Below are 17,238 nucleotides of genomic sequence, written 5' to 3' on the forward strand. Positions count from 1 at the left end.
ACCTGATCAGTAAATAGACGAGCATTCTAAGCCTGACAAAAACCTGTGGCGAGTGGGCTTGTTGTGGCGAGCGGGCTTGCCCCGCGTTGGGCTGCGAAGCGGCCCCAAAACAAGCACCGTATTTCTGTCTGAAGGAGCGCGGTGGCACTACCGGGGCCGCTTCGCGCCCCAACGCGGGGCAAGCCCGCTCGCCACAGGTACAGCGTTCGCTCTCCGGAAACCTGCCGGCCACAATAAACCCTGACTCAGATCACCATGGCCTATAACTGATTCAGCGATTCTCGCGGCTTTTTGCCCGCTCACGCTGCAACGGAGATGCTTGTGTTCGCCAACCTGCTGATCATTCTGGCCTCATCCCTGGTGGTGATTGCGCTGTTTCGCCGGCTGCAACTGCCACCCGTGTTGGGCTACCTGTGCGTGGGCCTTGCCGTGGGGCCGACGGCCCTCGACTGGGTGAATGACAGCGAAGAGCTGCCCGACCTCGCCGAACTGGGCGTGGTGTTCCTGCTGTTTTCCCTGGGCCTGGAGTTTTCCCTGACCAAGATGCTCGCCCTGCGCCGCGTGGTGTTTGGCCTGGGCAGTTTGCAGGTGCTGGCTTGCAGCGCGCTGCTGGGGGGCCTGTTGATGGCCTTTGGGGTGGCGCCGGGCATCGCCTTGTTGCTCGGCGCCGGGCTGGCGCTGTCGTCCACAGCGATCGTCAGCAAGGAGCTGACCAGCCTCGGCGAGATCTTCAGCAGCCATGGCCAGAACGCGATTGGCGTGTTGCTGTTTCAGGATGTGGTGGCGGTGTTGCTGCTGACGTTGGTACCGGTGTTCGCCGGCAGCAGCGAGCAGGCCTGGTACTGGGCATTGCCGCTGACGCTGGGCAAAACCGTGGTGTTGTTCGTGGGCCTGTTGCTCGCCAGCCGCTGGTTATTGCCGCGCTTGTTTCATGAGGTCGCCGCCTCGCATTCGGCAGAGCTGTTTGTGCTGCTGGCGCTGGTGATCGTCTTGCTGACGGCCTGGCTCACCCACTTGCTGGGCCTCTCCCCGGCCCTCGGTGCGTTCCTGGCCGGCATGCTGTTGGGAGAAAGCCATTATCGCCATCAGATCGAAGCGGATATCCGCCCGTTTCGCGACATCCTCCTGGGGCTGTTTTTCGTCAGCATCGGCATGCTTATCGACCTGCAGTTGTTCGTCAGCCACAGCCTGTTGATCCTCGGCATGACCCTCGCGCTGATGCTGATCAAGGGGTGTGTGGTGGCCGCGTTGGTCAAGCTGCGCGGCAGCGACAGTGAAACCGCCTGGCGCAGCGGCCTGGCCCTGGCCCAGGGCGGTGAGTTCTGCTTTGCGCTGATGGCGCAGATGCAGCAGAGCCGGCTGATCCCCGATGAATTCAACGGTTTGCTGCTGGCTGCCACGTTCTGTTCGATGCTGTTGACGCCACTGCTGTTGCGCGCCGCGCCAGCGATTGCCCTGCGCCTGCATCGTAAGCCCAACCAACAGGTGCAACTTGAAGAAATTACCGCCCTCAACGCCCAATTACGCGGGCATGCCGTCATCTGCGGCTATGGCCGGGTCGGGCAATCCATCGGGCGCTTTCTGCGCAATGAGCAACAGGCGTTTATCGCCCTGGATGACGACCCGGAGCGGGTACAGGAAGCCGCCACCGAAGACAGCAGCGTGCATTACGGCGATTGTCGACGTGGCGCGTTGCTCAGTGCAGTGGGCCTGGAACGCGCGCGCCTGGTGGTAATTGCCGTGGACAACAGCGATGTCGCCCTGGCGGTGCTGAAGGAAGCGCGCCACATCAACCCCGACGTGCCGATCCTGGTGCGCACCCGCGATGACAGCCAGTTAGCCGAATTGAAAGCCGCGGGCGCCAGCGAAGTGGTGCCCGAATTGCTGGAGTCGAGCCTGATGCTCGCCTCCCACGCCCTGATCCTGCTGGGCCTGCCGGACCAACAGGTGCAGGCGCGGGTCGATGAAGTACGGCATAACCGCTATCGCCTGCTGCACGGTTTTTACACGCACCCGAGCACCGACCAAGAGGCGCCGATCAATCCTGACTGACCGCGCCGATCTTGTGGATCGACAGGTCCGCGCCGTAATACTCCTCTTCCTGGCTCAGGCGCAGCCCGTACACGCGCTTGATCACCCCGTACACCAGCAGACCGCCGCCGAACGCGACCGCCACGCCAAGCCCCGTACCGATCAATTGGCTGATCAGGCTTACGCCGCCCAAGCCACCCAACGCGGTCTGGCCGAAGATGCCGCACGCAATCCCGCCCCATACACCGCACAGGCCATGCAGCGGCCATACGCCCAGCACGTCGTCGATCTTCCAGCGGTCCTGGGCAGCGATAAAGCACCACACAAACAGCCCGCCCGCGACCACGCCCGTGACCAGCGCGCCCACCGGATGCATCAGGTCAGAACCGGCGCAGATCGCCACCAGACCGGCCAACGGACCGTTATGCAGGAAGCCGGGGTCATTGCGGCCGATCACCAGGGCGGCAACGGTGCCACCGACCATGGCCATCAGCGAGTTGACCGCCACCAGGCCGCTGACGCCGTTCAGGGTTTGCGCGCTCATCACGTTGAAGCCGAACCAGCCGACGATCAAAATCCACGAGCCCAGGGCCAGGAACGGAATACTCGATGGCGCGAATGCCACCAGGCGCCCTTCGCGGTAGCGTCCATTACGCGGCCCCAGCAACAGCACCGCCGCCAGCGCCAGCCAACCGCCCAAGGCATGCACGACCACGGAGCCGGCAAAGTCATGGAAGCTGGCGCCAAACGTCGCGAGCAGCCAGGCCTGCAAACCGAAATTGCCGTTCCACACCATGCCTTCGAAAAACGGGTAGATAAACGCCACGATCAACGCGGTGGCGCACAACTGCGGAGCGAACTTTGCACGCTCCGCAATACCGCCGGAGATGATCGCCGGGATCGCTGCCGCAAACGTCAGCAAGAAGAAGAACTTCACCAGGCCATAACCATGATCGGCGCTGATCACGGCCGCCGGTTGCAGGAAGCTCACACCGTAGGAGATCCAATAGCCTATAAAGAAATAGGCCAGGGTCGAGATGGCGAAGTCACTGAGGATCTTCGACAGCGCATTGACCTGGTTTTTCTGGCGCACGGTGCCGACTTCCAGAAATGCGAAGCCGGCGTGCATGGCCAGGACCATGACCGCACCGATCAGGATAAACAGGGTGTTGGAGCTGTGGACCAAGGTGTCCACCGCACTTTGCAAATTTTCCATGGAGGTTGGCAGGCCTGCGTTAAAGGCAAAAAGCACCAAAGCGGTTCAAGCCAGGGTTGCGCGCACTAAATTGGCACCACCGGTACCGCCCCTCTTCAGAGGGCGTGAACCGCTTTAGCGCAGCGTTCAACACAACAGGCCGTTGCCGACAGGGTTTTTCCGCGAGTTTCAGTTATTTAGGGTAAGGTTTTTCGAGACCTGAGCCCCGACCGCCCGGATTCAGCGCAAGCCCCGGGGCGTGCGCACCAAGGCAAAGCAAAAGCTGTACCAGACAATTGCACTGAACCTTCACCGATGCCGGTGACTCGAAACCACACGTACCGATCAGCCAATCACGGAGATAACCATGGCCAGAAGAACTGCAAAGACTGCTCAAGAAATATTGATGGCGGATTTTCAAACCCTGGTGACTGACACCGAAAGGTTGCTGGACGACACCAAGGTGCTTGCGGGCGACCAGGCCGATGAGCTGCGCGCCAAGATTCATGACACGCTGTTGCAGGCCCGTGAAACCCTCAAGCAAACCGAAGACTCCCTGCGCGAACGCGGCCAGGCGGCGGTCACCGCGACCGAAGATTACGTGCAGGCCAACCCTTGGCAGTCGGTAGGCATTGCCGCCGGCGTGGGCTTTCTGATCGGCCTGCTGGCCACAAGGCGCTAATCATGTCTATCGGCGAAACTGGCTCGTCCACTGGTACTACCTCACGACGCCTGGGCGCGGCCGTTCTTGGCTTGCTGCACAGCCACGTCGAACTGTTTGGCATCGAGTTGCAGGAACAGAAGGCCCGCACCGTCAGCCTGCTGCTGTTTGCCGGCCTCGCGCTGGTGTTTGCTCTGTTGTTGCTGGTGGGATTGTCGACATTGGTGATGATCTTGGTGTGGGACACGGGCTACCGCCTGACCGGCATCATTTGCCTCTGTGTGTTCTATTCCCTGGCCGCCGCCTTTTGCGGGGTGCGCTTGAAAGCGGCAGTGTTCGATGAGTCCACGCCGTTCCACGCCACTCTCGAAGAGCTGGCCAACGATCGGGAGCGCCTGTTGCCATGAGCTCGAATGAAATCCAGCAAACCTCCCGCCGGGAAATGCGCAAGGCGTTGATCCGCTTGCGCATGGAGATGCACCGCCAGGAGATTCGCCACGAGTCCCAGCAATTGATGGTGCCACTGAACAAGGTGCGCAACATGGGCCAGAGCTTCCAGGGCGGCCTGGGCATCAAGCACGCGCCGCTGTGGGGCGTGGCCGCTGTAACGCTGATCGGTTTCTTCACCGGTAAGGGCGCCAAGGGCGGCGGTATCAGCAGTGTGACGCGCCTGGTTCGGCTCGGTGCCGGATTAATCCCGCTGATCAAACTGGCCATGCAAGGCAATTCACGCAAAGGTTGAGCCTGCTGGCTGCATTCTTGCTAACAGAATCGGCCCGGTCCTCGTTTTCGAGGTCCGGGTCTTTTTTCGCCACCTCTCTTAAGGAGGCTCCGTGATCGACGGGCAACCGCTCGCCTGCTTCCAGCCGTTTATCGACACCGCCACCGGCCGCATTGCCGGCGTCGAAGCCTTGGGGCGTCTACGCCAGGCTGACGGTCGTTTGCAGTCCGTGGGGCCGCTGTTCGCCGACCCGCGCACGCCAGGCGCGACCTTACGCCGCCTCGACCGGCAGATCCGCGACGATGCCTTGAGCCGTTTGCATGAAGCCCCCGAAGACTGGTTCCTCAGCCTGAACATCTCACCGCGCTGGATCAACCGCCTGCGCCCGGGCCAGGCGCTGCCGAGCCTCAAACAGATCCACAGCCATGGCGTCGATCCCCGGCGCATCGTGTTCGAGATCACCGAACTGGGCGGTAACATCCAGCGCCTGGCCGAGGTGGTCGTGCGCTATCGCGAGGCCGGCGCACGCATCGCCATCGATGACTTTGGCGCTGGCTATTCCCAGCTCGACCGCGTGCTGGCGTTGCAGCCGGATATTCTCAAGCTGGACATGCGCCTGTTCCAGGAAGCCGCCAAGGGTGGGCCGAGCAGTGAGGTGGTGCGCGCATTGGCGCAGATGGCGGAGAAGACCGGCTGCTGGATCATTGCCGAGGGCGTGGAAACCGAGGCGCAGTTGAGCTTCGCCCTGGAATGCGGTTCGCGCTATGTGCAGGGCTACCTGTTTGCCCAGGCGCAGTTGGACTGGTTCGCCACCGACGCCTTCGTGCCGCGCTTTGCCCAACTGCGTGCGACGTACGTGCAGCAGAAATTGGCGGAACGCGGGCGCATCATGCAATTGCGCCAGCAATTGGTTGAACTGATGAAAATCCTGCAGGCCTGGGCCCTGGGCCAGGCGCCGCTGAGCCAGTTGCCGCAACTACCTGACTTCCCCTGGCTGCTGCGCTTTTACCAGTGCGACCGGCATGGCACCCAGTTGACACCCAACTTCGAGTGGCATCAGGACGCCTGGCAAGCCGACAGCCGCTACCTGGGCCACAACTGGTCCTGGCGCCCGTATTTCTATCATCTGCTGGCCGAAGGTTGGGAGGAGCGACGGCTGACCTTGTCCTCGACCTATCGCGACGCCACGACCAACCAGTATTGCCTCACCGCCGGACAATTCTTCGATAACGGTCAGCGCTTGCTGTTAATCGATATCGACGCGGCCGGACTCTAGATTTTCGCTTGCCCCGTCGGGGCTTAACCGGGAAGCTGGGAGGGTCATTCACCGTACGGAGAGTACCCGCCTTGGATTGGCCCACCCTGCTTACCCGCGAACGCCTTGGAAAACCCCTGCACAGCCCGGAAGAACTCGGCCGCAGCCCGTTTCACAAAGACCATGACCGCATTATCTTCTCGGGCGCGTTTCGTCGGCTGGGGCGCAAGACCCAAGTGCACCCGGTGTCCAGCAACGACCATATCCACACACGCCTGACCCATTCCCTGGAAGTCAGCTGTGTAGGCCGCTCCCTCGGCATGCGCGTGGGCGAAACCTTGCGCAGCGCCCTGCCCGACTGGTGCGACCCGAGCGACCTGGGCATGGTGGTGCAATCGGCCTGCCTGGCCCATGACATCGGTAACCCGCCATTCGGGCACTCCGGCGAAGATGCTATCCGCCACTGGTTCCAGCAGGCGGCCGGACGCGGCTGGCTGGACGACATGAGCGCCGCCGAGCGTGGCGATTTCCTTAATTTCGAAGGCAACGCCCAAGGCTTCCGGGTACTGACCCAACTTGAATATCATCAGTTCGACGGCGGTACGCGGCTGACCTACGCGACCTTGGGCACGTACCTCAAGTACCCCTGGACCGCCCGCCACGCCGACTCCCTGGGCTACAAGAAACACAAATTCGGCTGCTACCAGAGCGAGTTGCCGATCCTCGAACAGATCGCCCACAAACTCGGCCTGCCGCAACTCGAAGAACAACGCTGGGCTCGCCACCCCCTGGTCTACCTGATGGAGGCGGCGGACGACATCTGCTACGCCTTGATCGACCTGGAAGACGGCCTGGAAATGGACCTGCTGGAGTACGCCGAAGTCGAGTCATTGCTGCTCGACCTGGTGGGCGATGACCTGCCGCAGACCTATCGGCAACTGGGCTCCCAGGATTCACGCCGACGCAAGCTGGCGATCCTGCGCGGCAAGGCCATCGAGCATTTGACCAACGCCGCGGCGCGCTCCTTCGTCGAGCAACAGGATGCCTTGTTGGCCGGCACCCTGCCCGGCGACCTGGTGGAGCATATGCACGGTCCCGCCAAACGTTGCGTGCTGGATGCCAAGGACATGGCGCGCAAGAAAATCTTCCAGGACAAGCGCAAGACCCTGCACGAGATCGGCGCCTACACCACCCTGGAAATCCTGTTGAACGCCTTTTGCGGCGCGGCACTGGAGCAGCATGGCGGGCGCACGCCATCGTTCAAGAACCGGCGCATTCTCGACCTGCTGGGTAACAACGCGCCGGACCCGGCGTGGCCGTTGCACAAGTCGTTCCTGCGGATGATCGACTTCATCGCCGGCATGACGGACAGCTATGCCACTGAAATGGCACGGGAGATGACCGGGCGCTCCAGCCCTCAATAACCAGCCGGGTCACGCCGCCTGTTCACTGAACAGAATCTGCCTACGACGGGAACAGAGCGGCCTGATCGAATTCGCACAAACACCCAAAGAATAATCGCGCACGCTCCGGGCAAGTCTGGCGAACAGTTCCTACGTGCCCCCCATCGATGCTTAACTCACCGTGTGCCTTCTATGCCCAGTTACCCCCTTCGAATCCTGTTGGTGGAGGACCATCCCTTTCAACTGCTCGCGACGCAATGCCTGCTCAGAAGTTTCGGCTTCGAACAACTGACCCCGGCCGAAAACGCCGAGCAGGCAATCCGAGTGATGACCCAGGCCGAAGCGCCTTTCGACATCATCCTGTGTGACCAGTGCCTACCCGACCTGCCTGGACTTGAATTGATTGAAATTGCCAGTCGCCAATGCTTTATCAAGGCCGCCATCTTGCTTAGCGGACTTCCCGAGACAGAACTGTCCGTGTTGCAAACCCAAGCCCTCAACCGTGGCCTGCCATTGCTCGGTTACTTGCTGAAGCCGTTGAATAAAGATGAGCTTGCCCATTTGACCGATACATTACTCACGTTATGAATGTAGGACTTTAAACAAATTCACCCGTCGAAAAAATCGCGCATAAGCACCGCAAGTCCCCTGCCATGCCGATCCAGACCGTTTCCCTGCGAAACCCTAACCTCTCGACTTACAGCGCCTGATGGATGGGTAGGTCATTACCTTTTTTAACGTAGGAAGTTTCCTGTTTTATACCTGTTGCCACTCAGGTTCATGCTTACCCCTCGACTTCTGAGCTAATGTGCCCGCTTTATTTGCACTTGCATGGAATATGATCATGAACACAGTTTTTATTATTGATGACCATCCCGTTATAAGACTTGCCATACGAATGTTGTTGGAGCACGAAGAAAACTTCAAAGTAGTCGGCGAAACGGATAACGGCTGCGATGCCATACAAATGGTCCGCGAATGCATGCCGGACCTGATCATCCTGGACATCAGCATTCCAAAACTCGACGGACTGGAAGTGCTGTGTCGATTCAACGCCATGAACGCCTCGATGAAAACCCTGGTTCTGACCGCTCAATCCCCCACCCTGTTTGCCACTCGCTGCATGCGCTCCGGGGCCGATGGCTACGTGTGCAAGGAAGGTGACCTGAGTGAGTTGATGAGCGCCATCCGCGCCGTGCTGTCCGGGTACAACTATTTCCCCAGCCAGGCCTTGAACACCAACGACGAGAGCGGCAAGGAACTTGAACTGTTCAAGGCCGTTAACGATCGGGAGTTGATGGTACTGCAACTTTTTGCACAAGGCCGTACCAACAAGGAAATAGCGAAAGGCATGTTCCTGAGCAACAAAACAGTAAGCACCTATAAAAAGAGGCTGATGCAAAAACTTCAAGCCAAGTCCTTGGTAGAACTTATCGAGATGGCAAAACGAAACGCGCTAGTGTGAGAAATCGGATGCCCAGGCGTATAAAGGACTATTTGATTATATTGAGTGCCGGTTTGTGCTTCAGCACCGCTGTGCCTGCAGCCCCTTCAGCGAACGCGGAACATTTCAGCCTATTGAGTCGCGCAAGTTCCGTACAGTTGGAACCCCACCTGAGCAAGACCCAACGCCAATGGCTCCAGAACAAACGCGAACTGGTGCTGGGTACGGCGTTCCCTGACTACCCGCCCTTTGACCTCACCTCCAGCGGACGCGACTATGAAGGACTCACCGCCGATTACGCCGGCTTGCTGGCAATGGCGCTGGCCTTGCCGGTAAAGGTGTTGCGCTACCCCTCACGAGAGGCCGCCATTCGTGCCCTTGAAGCGGGGGATATCGACTTACTGGGTTCCTCCAACAGCTTTGAAGCGGCAATTCCCAACCTGACCCTGTCGAAACCGTACGCCGTGGATCGGCCGGTACTGGTGACTCGCGAAGGCGAAACCCGCAGCCTGAATGATGGGCTGGCCGGCATGCGGCTGGCACTGGTCTATCACTATCTGCCACTGCACGAGGTGGAAAAGCTGTACCCCAAGGCAATCATCCGTGCCTACCCCTCTTATCAAAACGCCTTGAATGCAGTGGCATTTGACCAGGCTGACGTTTTTCTCGGCGATACCATTTCCACCCACTACATGATCAACAAGGGTTATCTGAAAAACATTCGCATGGCGAACTTCGGCAAACATGAAGCCTATGGATTCAGCTTTGCAATGCCCCAGGACCAGCGAATGCTGTTGAGCATCGTCGACGCCGTACTGATGGCCGTCCCCACCACCGAACGGGAAGCGATCGCCAAACGCTGGAGTGCCGGCAGCGATATCCTGCTGACCGACCAAAAGCTGCAACTGTCCTTTCGCGAAGAACGCTGGCTGCGAGAAAACCCGGTGGTCAATGTGATCGTGAACCCCACTTTCGCGCCGCTGACGTTCTTCGACGCCGATGGCAATTTTCGCGGCATTACAGCCGACCTGCTGGAACTGATTCGCCTGCGCACCGGGCTGCGCTTCGAGATCCAGCGCGGGCGTGATGTAAACACGATGATCGAGCAGGTGGAGGCCGGCAAGGCGGATCTCATCGGAGCAATCATCCCCAGCGTGGAGCGGGAAGCCCAACTGAACTTCAGTCGGCCATACCTGGAAAACTCCTATGTGATGTTGACACGCAAGGACGGCCAGGCCCCAGCAAGCCTGGAGGAAATGGAAGGCAAGCGCCTGGCGGTCACCCAAGGCAGCCCACTGAAGAAATTCCTGCGTGAACACTTTCCGAAGATCCAACTGGTAGAAACCGGTGACACGTTCAAGTCCGCCGAATTGCTGATACAAGGCAATGTGGAAGGCGCGGTGAATACCCTGGTGGTCGCCAATTACTTCCTGTCTTCGCAAATGTTCCAGGACAAGATTCAAATCAGCTCCAGCATTGGCACGATGCCGGCCACCTTCGGGCTGGCGACATCCCGCAGCGCCACCGAACTCAGCTCGATTCTCGACAAGGCCTTACTCAGCATCGACCCCGATGAACTGGGGGTGATCAACAGTCGCTGGCGCGGCTATAGCGCCGCATCCGACAGCTACTGGCGTGACTACCACCAGTTGATTGCGCGCATCATCATCGGCACGGGGCTGCTGCTGTTGATTTCCCTGAGCTGGAACGCCTACATGCGCCGCCAGATCAAACACCGAAAAATGGCCGAGCGCGCCCTCAATGACCAGTTCGAGTTCATGCGCGCCCTGGTCAATGAAACCCCGCATCCGATCTACGTCCGTGATAACAAGGGGCTGCTGCAGACCTGCAATGACAGTTACCTGCAGGTGTTCGACGTCAAGCGTGAGGACGTGATAGGCAGAAGCGCGGTCCAGATAAGCACTGCCCTTGCAGCAGAAGCGGCGCAATACCATGCCGACTATCAGCGGGTGGTGGCCGAAGGCAAGCCGCTGATCCTGGACCGCACCCTGCATATTCGCGGAAAAAAACTCACGATCTACCACTGGATCCTGCCGTACCGCGACTCCGTCGGCGAAGTTCAGGGCATCATCGGTGGCTGGATCGACATCAGTGAGCGACGCCAGCTGTTCGACGAACTGCGCACCGCCAAGGAGCGGGCCGACGAAGCCAATCGGGCCAAGAGTACGTTCCTCGCCACCATGAGCCACGAAATCCGCACGCCAATGAACGCGGTGATCGGCATGCTGGAGTTGACCCTGAAGCGTGCGGACCAGGGCCACCTCGATCGCCCGGCCATCGAAGTCGCCTACAACTCGGCCAAGGACCTGCTGGAGCTGATCGGCGACATCCTGGACATTGCGCGTATTGAATCCGGCCGCCTCAGCCTGGCACCGGAACGCGTCAACCTGAGGGAGGTGATCGAGTCGGTGGTACGTGTCTTCGACGGCCTGGCACGCCAGAAGACCCTGAGCCTGCTGCTGGAGTTCACCTCCGATCTCGAACACACCGAAGTCCTGATCGACCCGTTGCGCTTCAAGCAAGTGCTGTCCAACCTCGTCAGCAATGCCATCAAATTCACCGAACGTGGCGAGGTAAAAATCAAGGTTGACGTCTCAGCCACCGAACTGGCGCAGCAGGTCGAGATGAAACTGGTGGTGGAGGACACCGGCATCGGTATCAGCCGGGAGGACCAGATGCGTCTGTTCGAACCCTTTGCCCAGGCGGACAACTCAGGACAGTTGGCCAGGAGCGGTGCCGGCCTTGGACTGGTGATCTGCCGCAGCCTGTGCGCAATGATGGGCGGGCAACTGAGCCTGAGCAGCGTGCCCATGGTGGGCACCCAGGTGCATGTGAACCTGAAGATGAATCGCCTGCAGGCGGTGCAGGTGGTGGACGAACTCAAGCCCGCCGCAACTGCGGACGTGCCAGTGCTCAATGTGCTGGTCGTGGACGATCATCCGGCGAATCGCCTGTTGATGTGTCAGCAGTTGGGTTACCTGGGCCACCTGTTCACCGCAGCCCAGAACGGCGCCGCCGGTTTCCAGGCCTGGCGCCAGGAGCACTTCGACCTGGTAATCGCCGATTGCAACATGCCGATCATGAATGGCTACGAGTTGAGCCGTTCGATCCGCGAATACGAGCAGCGCGAACAACTGACGCCTTGTGTGGTATTGGGTTTTACTGCCAATGCCCAACCCGAAGAGAAGCAACGCTGTGCACAGGCAGGCATGGATGACTGCCTGTTCAAACCCATCAACCTCACGGCGCTGGAGCGGCAACTGGCAAAGATCAGTCCCCACCCCAAAGGCCTGGTCATGGACATCGGCAATTTCGAGGCCCTTACCGGTGGCGACACACATATGAGCCGTCTACTGCTCCAGGAACTGCTGCGCAGCAGTCGCCAGGATCGCCAGGAGTTGGTCGCGCTGATAACGGCTCAGGCCGGCACCGAGGACATCATCGAACAGGCTCACAAGATCAAGGGTGCTGCTCGCATCGTTCAGGCCAGTGCGCTGGCCTCGCAGTGCGAAGCCCTCGAACAGGCCTGTGCCAGAGGCGATGATCGGCCTCGGATCGAAGCGAGTGTGAAGTCCCTGGAAAAGCTGATGCTGGAGCTGGAGAGGATTCTGCAAGTGCGGCTTCACGCGCTGGATAGCCAGCAAGGGGCGGGACGCGCCCCTGTTTGATCAACAGTCGGTCAAGCGCAGGAAAATCGCTGCAAGTTGTTCGATACCCGCCTGATCCTGAGGGGTAAAGCGGGCTGGCAACGGGCTGTCGAGGTCAAGGACACCCAGCAATTTACCGTCCTTGACCAGTGGCACCACCAGTTCGCTGTTGGATGCGCTGTCACAAGCGATATGCCCGGGGAACGCATGCACATCTTCTACTCGCTGGGTTTGCCGCGAGGCCGCCGCCGTACCGCACACGCCACGGCCAAACGGAATGCGCACACAAGCGATCTGCCCCTGGAACGGACCCAGCACGAGTTCTTCATTGCGGCTGAGGTAAAAACCGGCCCAGTTCAGATCCTCAAGTTGGCTGAACAGGAAAGCCGAGAACTGGGCACTGTTGGCGATGAAATCACGTTCATCGGCCAGCAGTGACTCCAACTGGGCGCACAGCATGGCATAACCACCGAGGCCGGTGCCGGCTTGCTTTAAATCGATCATGGTTGACGCTCCAGCAATTTGAGACCCACCCAGTAACGGGCGAATTGATACGCGCAACGGCCGTTACGGTTGCCGCGCCCGGTGGCCCAACGCACGGCGAGAATGTCGAGGGCTTCATCGCGATGCCACTGCAAACCCGCCTTGTTCGCCAGCTCACCGATCCAGTGCTCGACCACGTCGAGGAAATGCTCCTGGGTGAAGGGATAGAACGACAGCCACAAGCCAAAACGGTCAGACAGGGCAATCTTGTCTTCCACCGCCTCGCTGGGGTGCAACTCGCCATCCACCCGTTTCCAGTTATCGTTGTCGCTCTGGTTTTCCGGTACCAGGTGGCGGCGGTTGGACGTGGCATACAGCAGCACGTTTTCAGGGGCCTGTTCCAGGGAGCCGTCCAGCACGCTCTTGAGCACACGGTAGTCGCCTTCGCCCGCTTCGAACGACAGGTCGTCGCAGAACAGAATGAAACGTTGCGGCAACTTGAGCAGTTGCTCAACCACACGCGGCAGATCGGCCAAGTGGTCACGCTCGATTTCGATCAGGCGCAAACCGGCCTGGGCGTGCTGGGCGAGCAAAGCGCGCACCATGGACGATTTACCTGTACCCCGCGACCCCCACAGCAACGCATGGTTGGCAGGCAGCCCATCGAGAAACTGCTGGGTGTTGCGCGCCAGTGTTTCACGTTGCTTATCCACGCCGATCAGGTCGGACAGGCGCATGTCCAGGCTCACGTCCAGCGGCAACAGGAAGCCACTGCGGCCCTCACGCTGCCAACGGGCGGCCAGGCACTGGTTCCAGTCGATGGCTTGGCGTGGCGCGGGCAATAGCGGCTCCAGGCGAGCAAGCACTGCATCGGCTCGTTCTAGAAAGGCACTCAATCGAGAATCCACGATTATTCCTCTGGCAAGTTCTTGCAAAAGATGGCGTATTGGCAACCCTGCGACAGACCGCTTGGGGCTGCGTGAAAAACGATTCATACCGGGCAAGCCTGAGCCTGTGGATGTTCAGCTATGCTTGCCGGGCGAAGGGAAACGTGAAGTGGTTCAACACTCGATGGATATCAAGTTCGCCCACCGCTTGTCTTATAAACAAGCCAGATTGACTGTGCTGGTCGGTTTCGTCTTGGGAACCTTACTCAGCCTGATCCAAATCGGCATTGATTATGCCAGCGAAGACGCATCCATCAACCGTGAAATACGTTCGCTGATCGAAATCAGCCATAACCCCGCGTCACGTATCGCCTACAACATCGATGCCGAACTGGCCCAGGAACTGACCCTGGGCCTGCTGCACTCCCCCGCCATCATTCGCGCGCAGTTGATCGACAACAACGGTGTGGTGCTGGCCGATGTCGACCGGCCACGCAAGGAAAGCACGTACCGGCCTATCAGTGACTTCATGTTTGGCGCCAACCGCCAGTTCGAAGACCAACTGTTCCTGAGCCACATGCCCAACGAGTCACTTGGCGTACTGCGCCTGGACGTCGATACCTACGCCTTCGGTAGCCGGTTCCTGCGCCGCGCCGAGATCACCCTGCTCAACGGGTTCGCCCGCAGCCTGCTGCTGACCGGGATTTTGCTGGGCCTGTTCTACGTGATGCTGACCCAACCACTGGTGCGCATTATTCGCGAGCTGAGCACACGCAAGCAGGCACGCCTGGACTGTCCGCCAGGGCATGAGCACGATGAAATCGGCGTATTGGTGACCGTCGCCAACCAGCAATTCGAAAACATGGAAACCGAGATCCAGCAGCGTCGCCACGCCGAAGACCGGCTGACTGAATACCTGGGGCAACTGGAACACATCGTTTCCGCGCGCACCCTTGAGCTCAAGGCCAGCAACCAGCGACTGACCCAGTCCAACGATGAACTGGAAGCAGCGAAGATAAATGCATTGGGCATGGCCCAGGCACGGGCGGCCTTCCTGGCGAACATGAGCCACGAAATCCGCACCCCGCTCAATGGCCTGCTGGGCATGATCGCACTGTCGCTGGACAGCCCGTTGAACGCCGAGCAGCGCCAGCAACTGTCTATCGCCCATGATTCCGGCAAAGTGCTGGTGGAATTGCTCAACGATATTCTCGACCTGTCCAAGTTCGACGCGGGCCAGTTGGAGCTGGAGCGCATCCCCTTCGACCTGGGCGCGTTGGTGGAAGACACCGCCAACCTGTTGTCGCAGAACGCCGCACCGAGCGTGGAACTGAGCTGCCTGATCGACCCGCAGTTCCCGGCCCAGGTACTGGGTGATCCGACCCGTGTGCGGCAGATTGTCAGTAACCTACTCTCCAACGCCTTGAAGTTCACACGCTTTGGTCGGGTGGATGTGCGCCTGCGTACCCACGACGGCGGGGTGCGCATTGAAGTCTGCGACACCGGCATCGGCATTGCGCAGGAAGCCCAAGTGAGAATTTTCCAACCGTTCACCCAGGCCGGCGCCGGTATCACTCGCCAGTTTGGCGGGACGGGCCTGGGCCTGGCGCTGACGCACAACCTGTGCGAAGCGATGAAGGGGCGCTTGAGTATCAGCTCGGAAGTGGGCTTTGGCAGCCAGTTCTGCGCAGACCTGCCACTGCCCACCCATTTGCCCGCTGTGCAGCCGCCGCCCCTCAAGGGCGAGGTCATTGCCATCACCAACGTCGGCGGCGGCCTGACAGAGCTGCTCACGACCCTGCTGCCCAGTTGGGGGCTGGCCCCGCGCTGTTTCACAATGGATGACGATTTGAGCGGGTACACGCCTGACCTGCTGATTACCGACTGCCCGGAATGCCTGTTCCGCATACGGCCGGGGATTACCGCGCCCATCCTGCTGGTGACCGCCTATGGCAATTTCATGCCCAGCGAAGAAGTGGCGGCACTGGCGCCGTTGCACCAGCAAGCGCGCCCGTTGAGCCGCAACGCGCTGTACCAGATCCTGCAACGCAACTTGCGCACCGATGCGCACCTGGTGCTTGACCCCGTCCAAGTGGATGCCGCGCCGCTCGCACATCGGGCGCGCATCCTGCTGGTGGAGGACAATCCGGTCAATCAACTGGTGGCCAAGGGCATGCTCAGCAAGCTGGGCTGCGAAGTGATCGTGGCCGCCCACGGTGGCGAAGCCCTCAAGTTTCTTGAAGAACAACGCTTCGATATGGTGCTGATGGACTGCAATATGCCGGTGATGGATGGCTATGAGGCCAGCCGGCAGATTCGTCGCAGCGGGCGCTGGCCGGACCTGCCGATTGTCGCGTTGACCGCCAACGCCCTGTCCGAAGAACGCGAGCGCTGCCGTGCGGCGGGGATGAATGACTATCTGGCCAAGCCGTTCCGCCGCGAAGAACTCAATGCGCTGCTGGACCTGTGGGTGCCTGGGACGACAAGTCTTTAAGCTGCGCAAGCAACTGGTCGAGGCCATCGCGCAAGGCATCGGCCTGATTCAGGTCGATGCCGCGATCACACAACAAGCGCGTCTTCAGGCCATGGGCCTGGTCCCGCAGTTGCACACCGGCCTCGCTCAGGCTCAGGTGCACTTCACGCTCATCCCTGGCACTGCGCCGACGCGTCACTAACTCAAGCTGCTCAAGGCGCTTGAGCAGCGGCGTCAGCGTGCCCGAGTCGAGCATCAGGCGCTCACCCAGGGCCTTGACCGTCGGCTGTAGCGCAGGCGTGTCGTGCCACTCCCACAACACCAGCATTACCACGTATTGCGGGTAAGTCAGCCCCAACTGATCGAGCATCGGCTTATAGGCGCGGGTGACAGCGCGCGACGCCGCGTAGAGCTTGAAACACAGCTGGTTGTCCAGGGCCAGTGACACGGTGGGCAGGTCGGTCATTTGAGCAAGGCTTCGATCTCTTGGGTCAAGTCCTGCGGCTTGGTGGTAGGACCAAAGCGTTTAACCACTTGGCCATCGTGACCGATGAGGAACTTGGTGAAGTTCCACTTGATGCCCTTGGACCCCAGCAGGCCCGGCGCCTGTTTTTTCAGTTGCACGAACAGTGGATGGGCATCGCTGCCATTGACGTCGATCTTTTTGAACAACGGAAAGCTGACACCGAAATTCAGCTCGCAGAATTGGGAAATCGCCCCCTCGTCGCCGGGCTCTTGCTTGCCGAACTGATTGCAGGGAAAGCCCAGCACCACCAGGCCCTGGTCCTTGTACTGCTGCCAGAGTTGCTCCAGGCCCTTGTATTGCGGGGTGAAGCCGCATTTGCTGGCGGTGTTGACCACCAGCACGGCCTTGCCGGCGAAATCGGCCAAGGTCTTTTGCTCACCCTTGATGGTGGTGCAAGGGATGCTCAGCAGGTTGTTGCTCATGGCAGTGCCTCGATAAAGGGGGAAGAAGGTGAAACATAGTAGGCAATTCAATTGTGTGCAATTTAATTG

At 60.0% G+C, this 17,238-nt stretch carries 15 protein-coding genes; 10 read left to right on the forward strand and 5 right to left on the reverse strand.

The genetic code is table 11. From position 1 onward, the window contains the following. The first annotated feature begins 315 nt into the window (after window positions 1-315). The gene (locus J1G35_RS23850) at window positions 316-2,052 is read left to right on the forward strand and encodes a monovalent cation:proton antiporter-2 (CPA2) family protein (protein ID WP_223016173.1); all 1,737 of its coding nucleotides are present in this window, start codon (window positions 316-318) and stop codon (window positions 2,050-2,052) included. On the opposite strand, the gene J1G35_RS23855 is transcribed toward J1G35_RS23850, so the two are convergent. Beyond that, window positions 2,039-3,247, reverse strand: a complete 1,209-nt coding sequence (locus tag J1G35_RS23855; RefSeq protein ID WP_223016174.1) for an ammonium transporter — start codon at window positions 3,245-3,247, stop codon at window positions 2,039-2,041. The two genes, J1G35_RS23850 and J1G35_RS23855, sit on opposite strands and share 14 nt — an antisense overlap. Window positions 3,248-3,593: 346 nt before the next feature. Here J1G35_RS23855 and J1G35_RS23860 point away from each other — a divergent pair, with 346 nt between their 5' ends. The 8 genes from J1G35_RS23860 to J1G35_RS23895 all read left to right on the forward strand — a co-directional run bounded on the left by J1G35_RS23860 (window position 3,594) and on the right by J1G35_RS23895 (window position 12,399). Then, window positions 3,594-3,908 carry a YqjD family protein gene (locus J1G35_RS23860; RefSeq protein ID WP_012723021.1) on the forward strand — a complete coding sequence of 105 codons (315 nt, stop codon included), beginning with the start codon at window positions 3,594-3,596 and terminating at the stop codon, window positions 3,906-3,908. Between the two features lie 2 nt (window positions 3,909-3,910). Beyond that, window positions 3,911-4,294, forward strand: coding sequence for a phage holin family protein (locus J1G35_RS23865; protein WP_012723020.1), 384 nt, complete (start codon window positions 3,911-3,913; stop codon window positions 4,292-4,294). Beyond that, window positions 4,291-4,629, forward strand: coding sequence for a hypothetical protein (locus J1G35_RS23870; RefSeq protein ID WP_053130627.1), 339 nt, complete (start codon window positions 4,291-4,293; stop codon window positions 4,627-4,629). The genes J1G35_RS23865 and J1G35_RS23870 overlap by 4 nt, the downstream gene beginning before the upstream one ends. Before the next feature lie 91 nt (window positions 4,630-4,720). Then, window positions 4,721-5,884, forward strand: a complete 1,164-nt coding sequence (locus tag J1G35_RS23875) for an EAL domain-containing protein (protein WP_053130630.1) — start codon at window positions 4,721-4,723, stop codon at window positions 5,882-5,884. Window positions 5,885-5,955: 71 nt separating this feature from the next. Then, entirely contained in the window at window positions 5,956-7,287 is a 1,332-nt protein-coding gene (locus J1G35_RS23880; protein WP_223016175.1) for a deoxyguanosinetriphosphate triphosphohydrolase, read from the forward strand. 171 nt (window positions 7,288-7,458) lie between these two features. After that, entirely contained in the window at window positions 7,459-7,854 is a 396-nt protein-coding gene (locus tag J1G35_RS23885; RefSeq protein ID WP_053130634.1) for a response regulator, read from the forward strand. 256 nt (window positions 7,855-8,110) lie between these two features. Continuing rightward, on the forward strand, window positions 8,111-8,731 hold the full coding sequence (locus tag J1G35_RS23890) for a response regulator transcription factor (RefSeq protein WP_053130637.1): 621 nt from the start codon (window positions 8,111-8,113) through the stop codon (window positions 8,729-8,731). Window positions 8,732-8,739: 8 nt separating this feature from the next. Further along, window positions 8,740-12,399 carry a transporter substrate-binding domain-containing protein gene (locus J1G35_RS23895; protein WP_053130639.1) on the forward strand — a complete coding sequence of 1,220 codons (3,660 nt, stop codon included), beginning with the start codon at window positions 8,740-8,742 and terminating at the stop codon, window positions 12,397-12,399. Here J1G35_RS23895 and J1G35_RS23900 read toward each other — a convergent pair whose 3' ends face one another. Together J1G35_RS23900 and J1G35_RS23905 are read right to left on the reverse strand one after the other, a co-directional pair. Next, complete coding sequence (locus tag J1G35_RS23900) at window positions 12,400-12,882, reverse strand: GAF domain-containing protein (RefSeq protein WP_223016176.1); 483 nt, start codon at window positions 12,880-12,882, stop codon at window positions 12,400-12,402. Beyond that, window positions 12,879-13,769, reverse strand: a complete 891-nt coding sequence (locus tag J1G35_RS23905) for an ATP-binding protein (RefSeq protein WP_053130643.1) — start codon at window positions 13,767-13,769, stop codon at window positions 12,879-12,881. Before J1G35_RS23905 ends, J1G35_RS23900 begins: the two co-directional genes overlap by 4 nt. Window positions 13,770-13,932: 163 nt before the next feature. Here J1G35_RS23905 and J1G35_RS23910 point away from each other — a divergent pair, with 163 nt between their 5' ends. Then, the gene (locus J1G35_RS23910; RefSeq protein WP_223016177.1) at window positions 13,933-16,242 is read left to right on the forward strand and encodes a response regulator; all 2,310 of its coding nucleotides are present in this window, start codon (window positions 13,933-13,935) and stop codon (window positions 16,240-16,242) included. On the opposite strand, the gene J1G35_RS23915 is transcribed toward J1G35_RS23910, so the two are convergent. Continuing rightward, the gene (locus J1G35_RS23915) at window positions 16,196-16,687 is read right to left on the reverse strand and encodes a MarR family transcriptional regulator (RefSeq protein WP_223016178.1); all 492 of its coding nucleotides are present in this window, start codon (window positions 16,685-16,687) and stop codon (window positions 16,196-16,198) included. The two genes, J1G35_RS23910 and J1G35_RS23915, sit on opposite strands and share 47 nt — an antisense overlap. Further along, window positions 16,684-17,169, reverse strand: coding sequence for a glutathione peroxidase (locus tag J1G35_RS23920; protein WP_053130650.1), 486 nt, complete (start codon window positions 17,167-17,169; stop codon window positions 16,684-16,686). The genes J1G35_RS23915 and J1G35_RS23920 overlap by 4 nt, the downstream gene beginning before the upstream one ends. Between the last annotated feature and the right edge of the window lie 69 nt (window positions 17,170-17,238).

The organism is Pseudomonas sp. SH10-3B, assembly GCF_019891415.1.
Classification (GTDB): domain Bacteria; phylum Pseudomonadota; class Gammaproteobacteria; order Pseudomonadales; family Pseudomonadaceae; genus Aquipseudomonas.

Coding starts and splice junctions, on each gene's coding strand:
- J1G35_RS23850 (WP_223016173.1), top strand. CDS start 316: ATGCTTGTGTTCGCCAACCTGCTGATCATTCTGGCCTCATCCCTGGTG.
- J1G35_RS23855 (WP_223016174.1), bottom strand. CDS start 3,247: ATGGAAAATTTGCAAAGTGCGGTGGACACCTTGGTCCACAGCTCCAAC.
- J1G35_RS23860 (WP_012723021.1), top strand. CDS start 3,594: ATGGCCAGAAGAACTGCAAAGACTGCTCAAGAAATATTGATGGCGGAT.
- J1G35_RS23865 (WP_012723020.1), top strand. CDS start 3,911: ATGTCTATCGGCGAAACTGGCTCGTCCACTGGTACTACCTCACGACGC.
- J1G35_RS23870 (WP_053130627.1), top strand. CDS start 4,291: ATGAGCTCGAATGAAATCCAGCAAACCTCCCGCCGGGAAATGCGCAAG.
- J1G35_RS23885 (WP_053130634.1), top strand. CDS start 7,459: ATGCCCAGTTACCCCCTTCGAATCCTGTTGGTGGAGGACCATCCCTTT.
- J1G35_RS23890 (WP_053130637.1), top strand. CDS start 8,111: ATGAACACAGTTTTTATTATTGATGACCATCCCGTTATAAGACTTGCC.
- J1G35_RS23895 (WP_053130639.1), top strand. CDS start 8,740: ATGCCCAGGCGTATAAAGGACTATTTGATTATATTGAGTGCCGGTTTG.
- J1G35_RS23900 (WP_223016176.1), bottom strand. CDS start 12,882: ATGATCGATTTAAAGCAAGCCGGCACCGGCCTCGGTGGTTATGCCATG.
- J1G35_RS23910 (WP_223016177.1), top strand. CDS start 13,933: ATGGATATCAAGTTCGCCCACCGCTTGTCTTATAAACAAGCCAGATTG.
- J1G35_RS23915 (WP_223016178.1), bottom strand. CDS start 16,687: ATGACCGACCTGCCCACCGTGTCACTGGCCCTGGACAACCAGCTGTGT.
- J1G35_RS23920 (WP_053130650.1), bottom strand. CDS start 17,169: ATGAGCAACAACCTGCTGAGCATCCCTTGCACCACCATCAAGGGTGAG.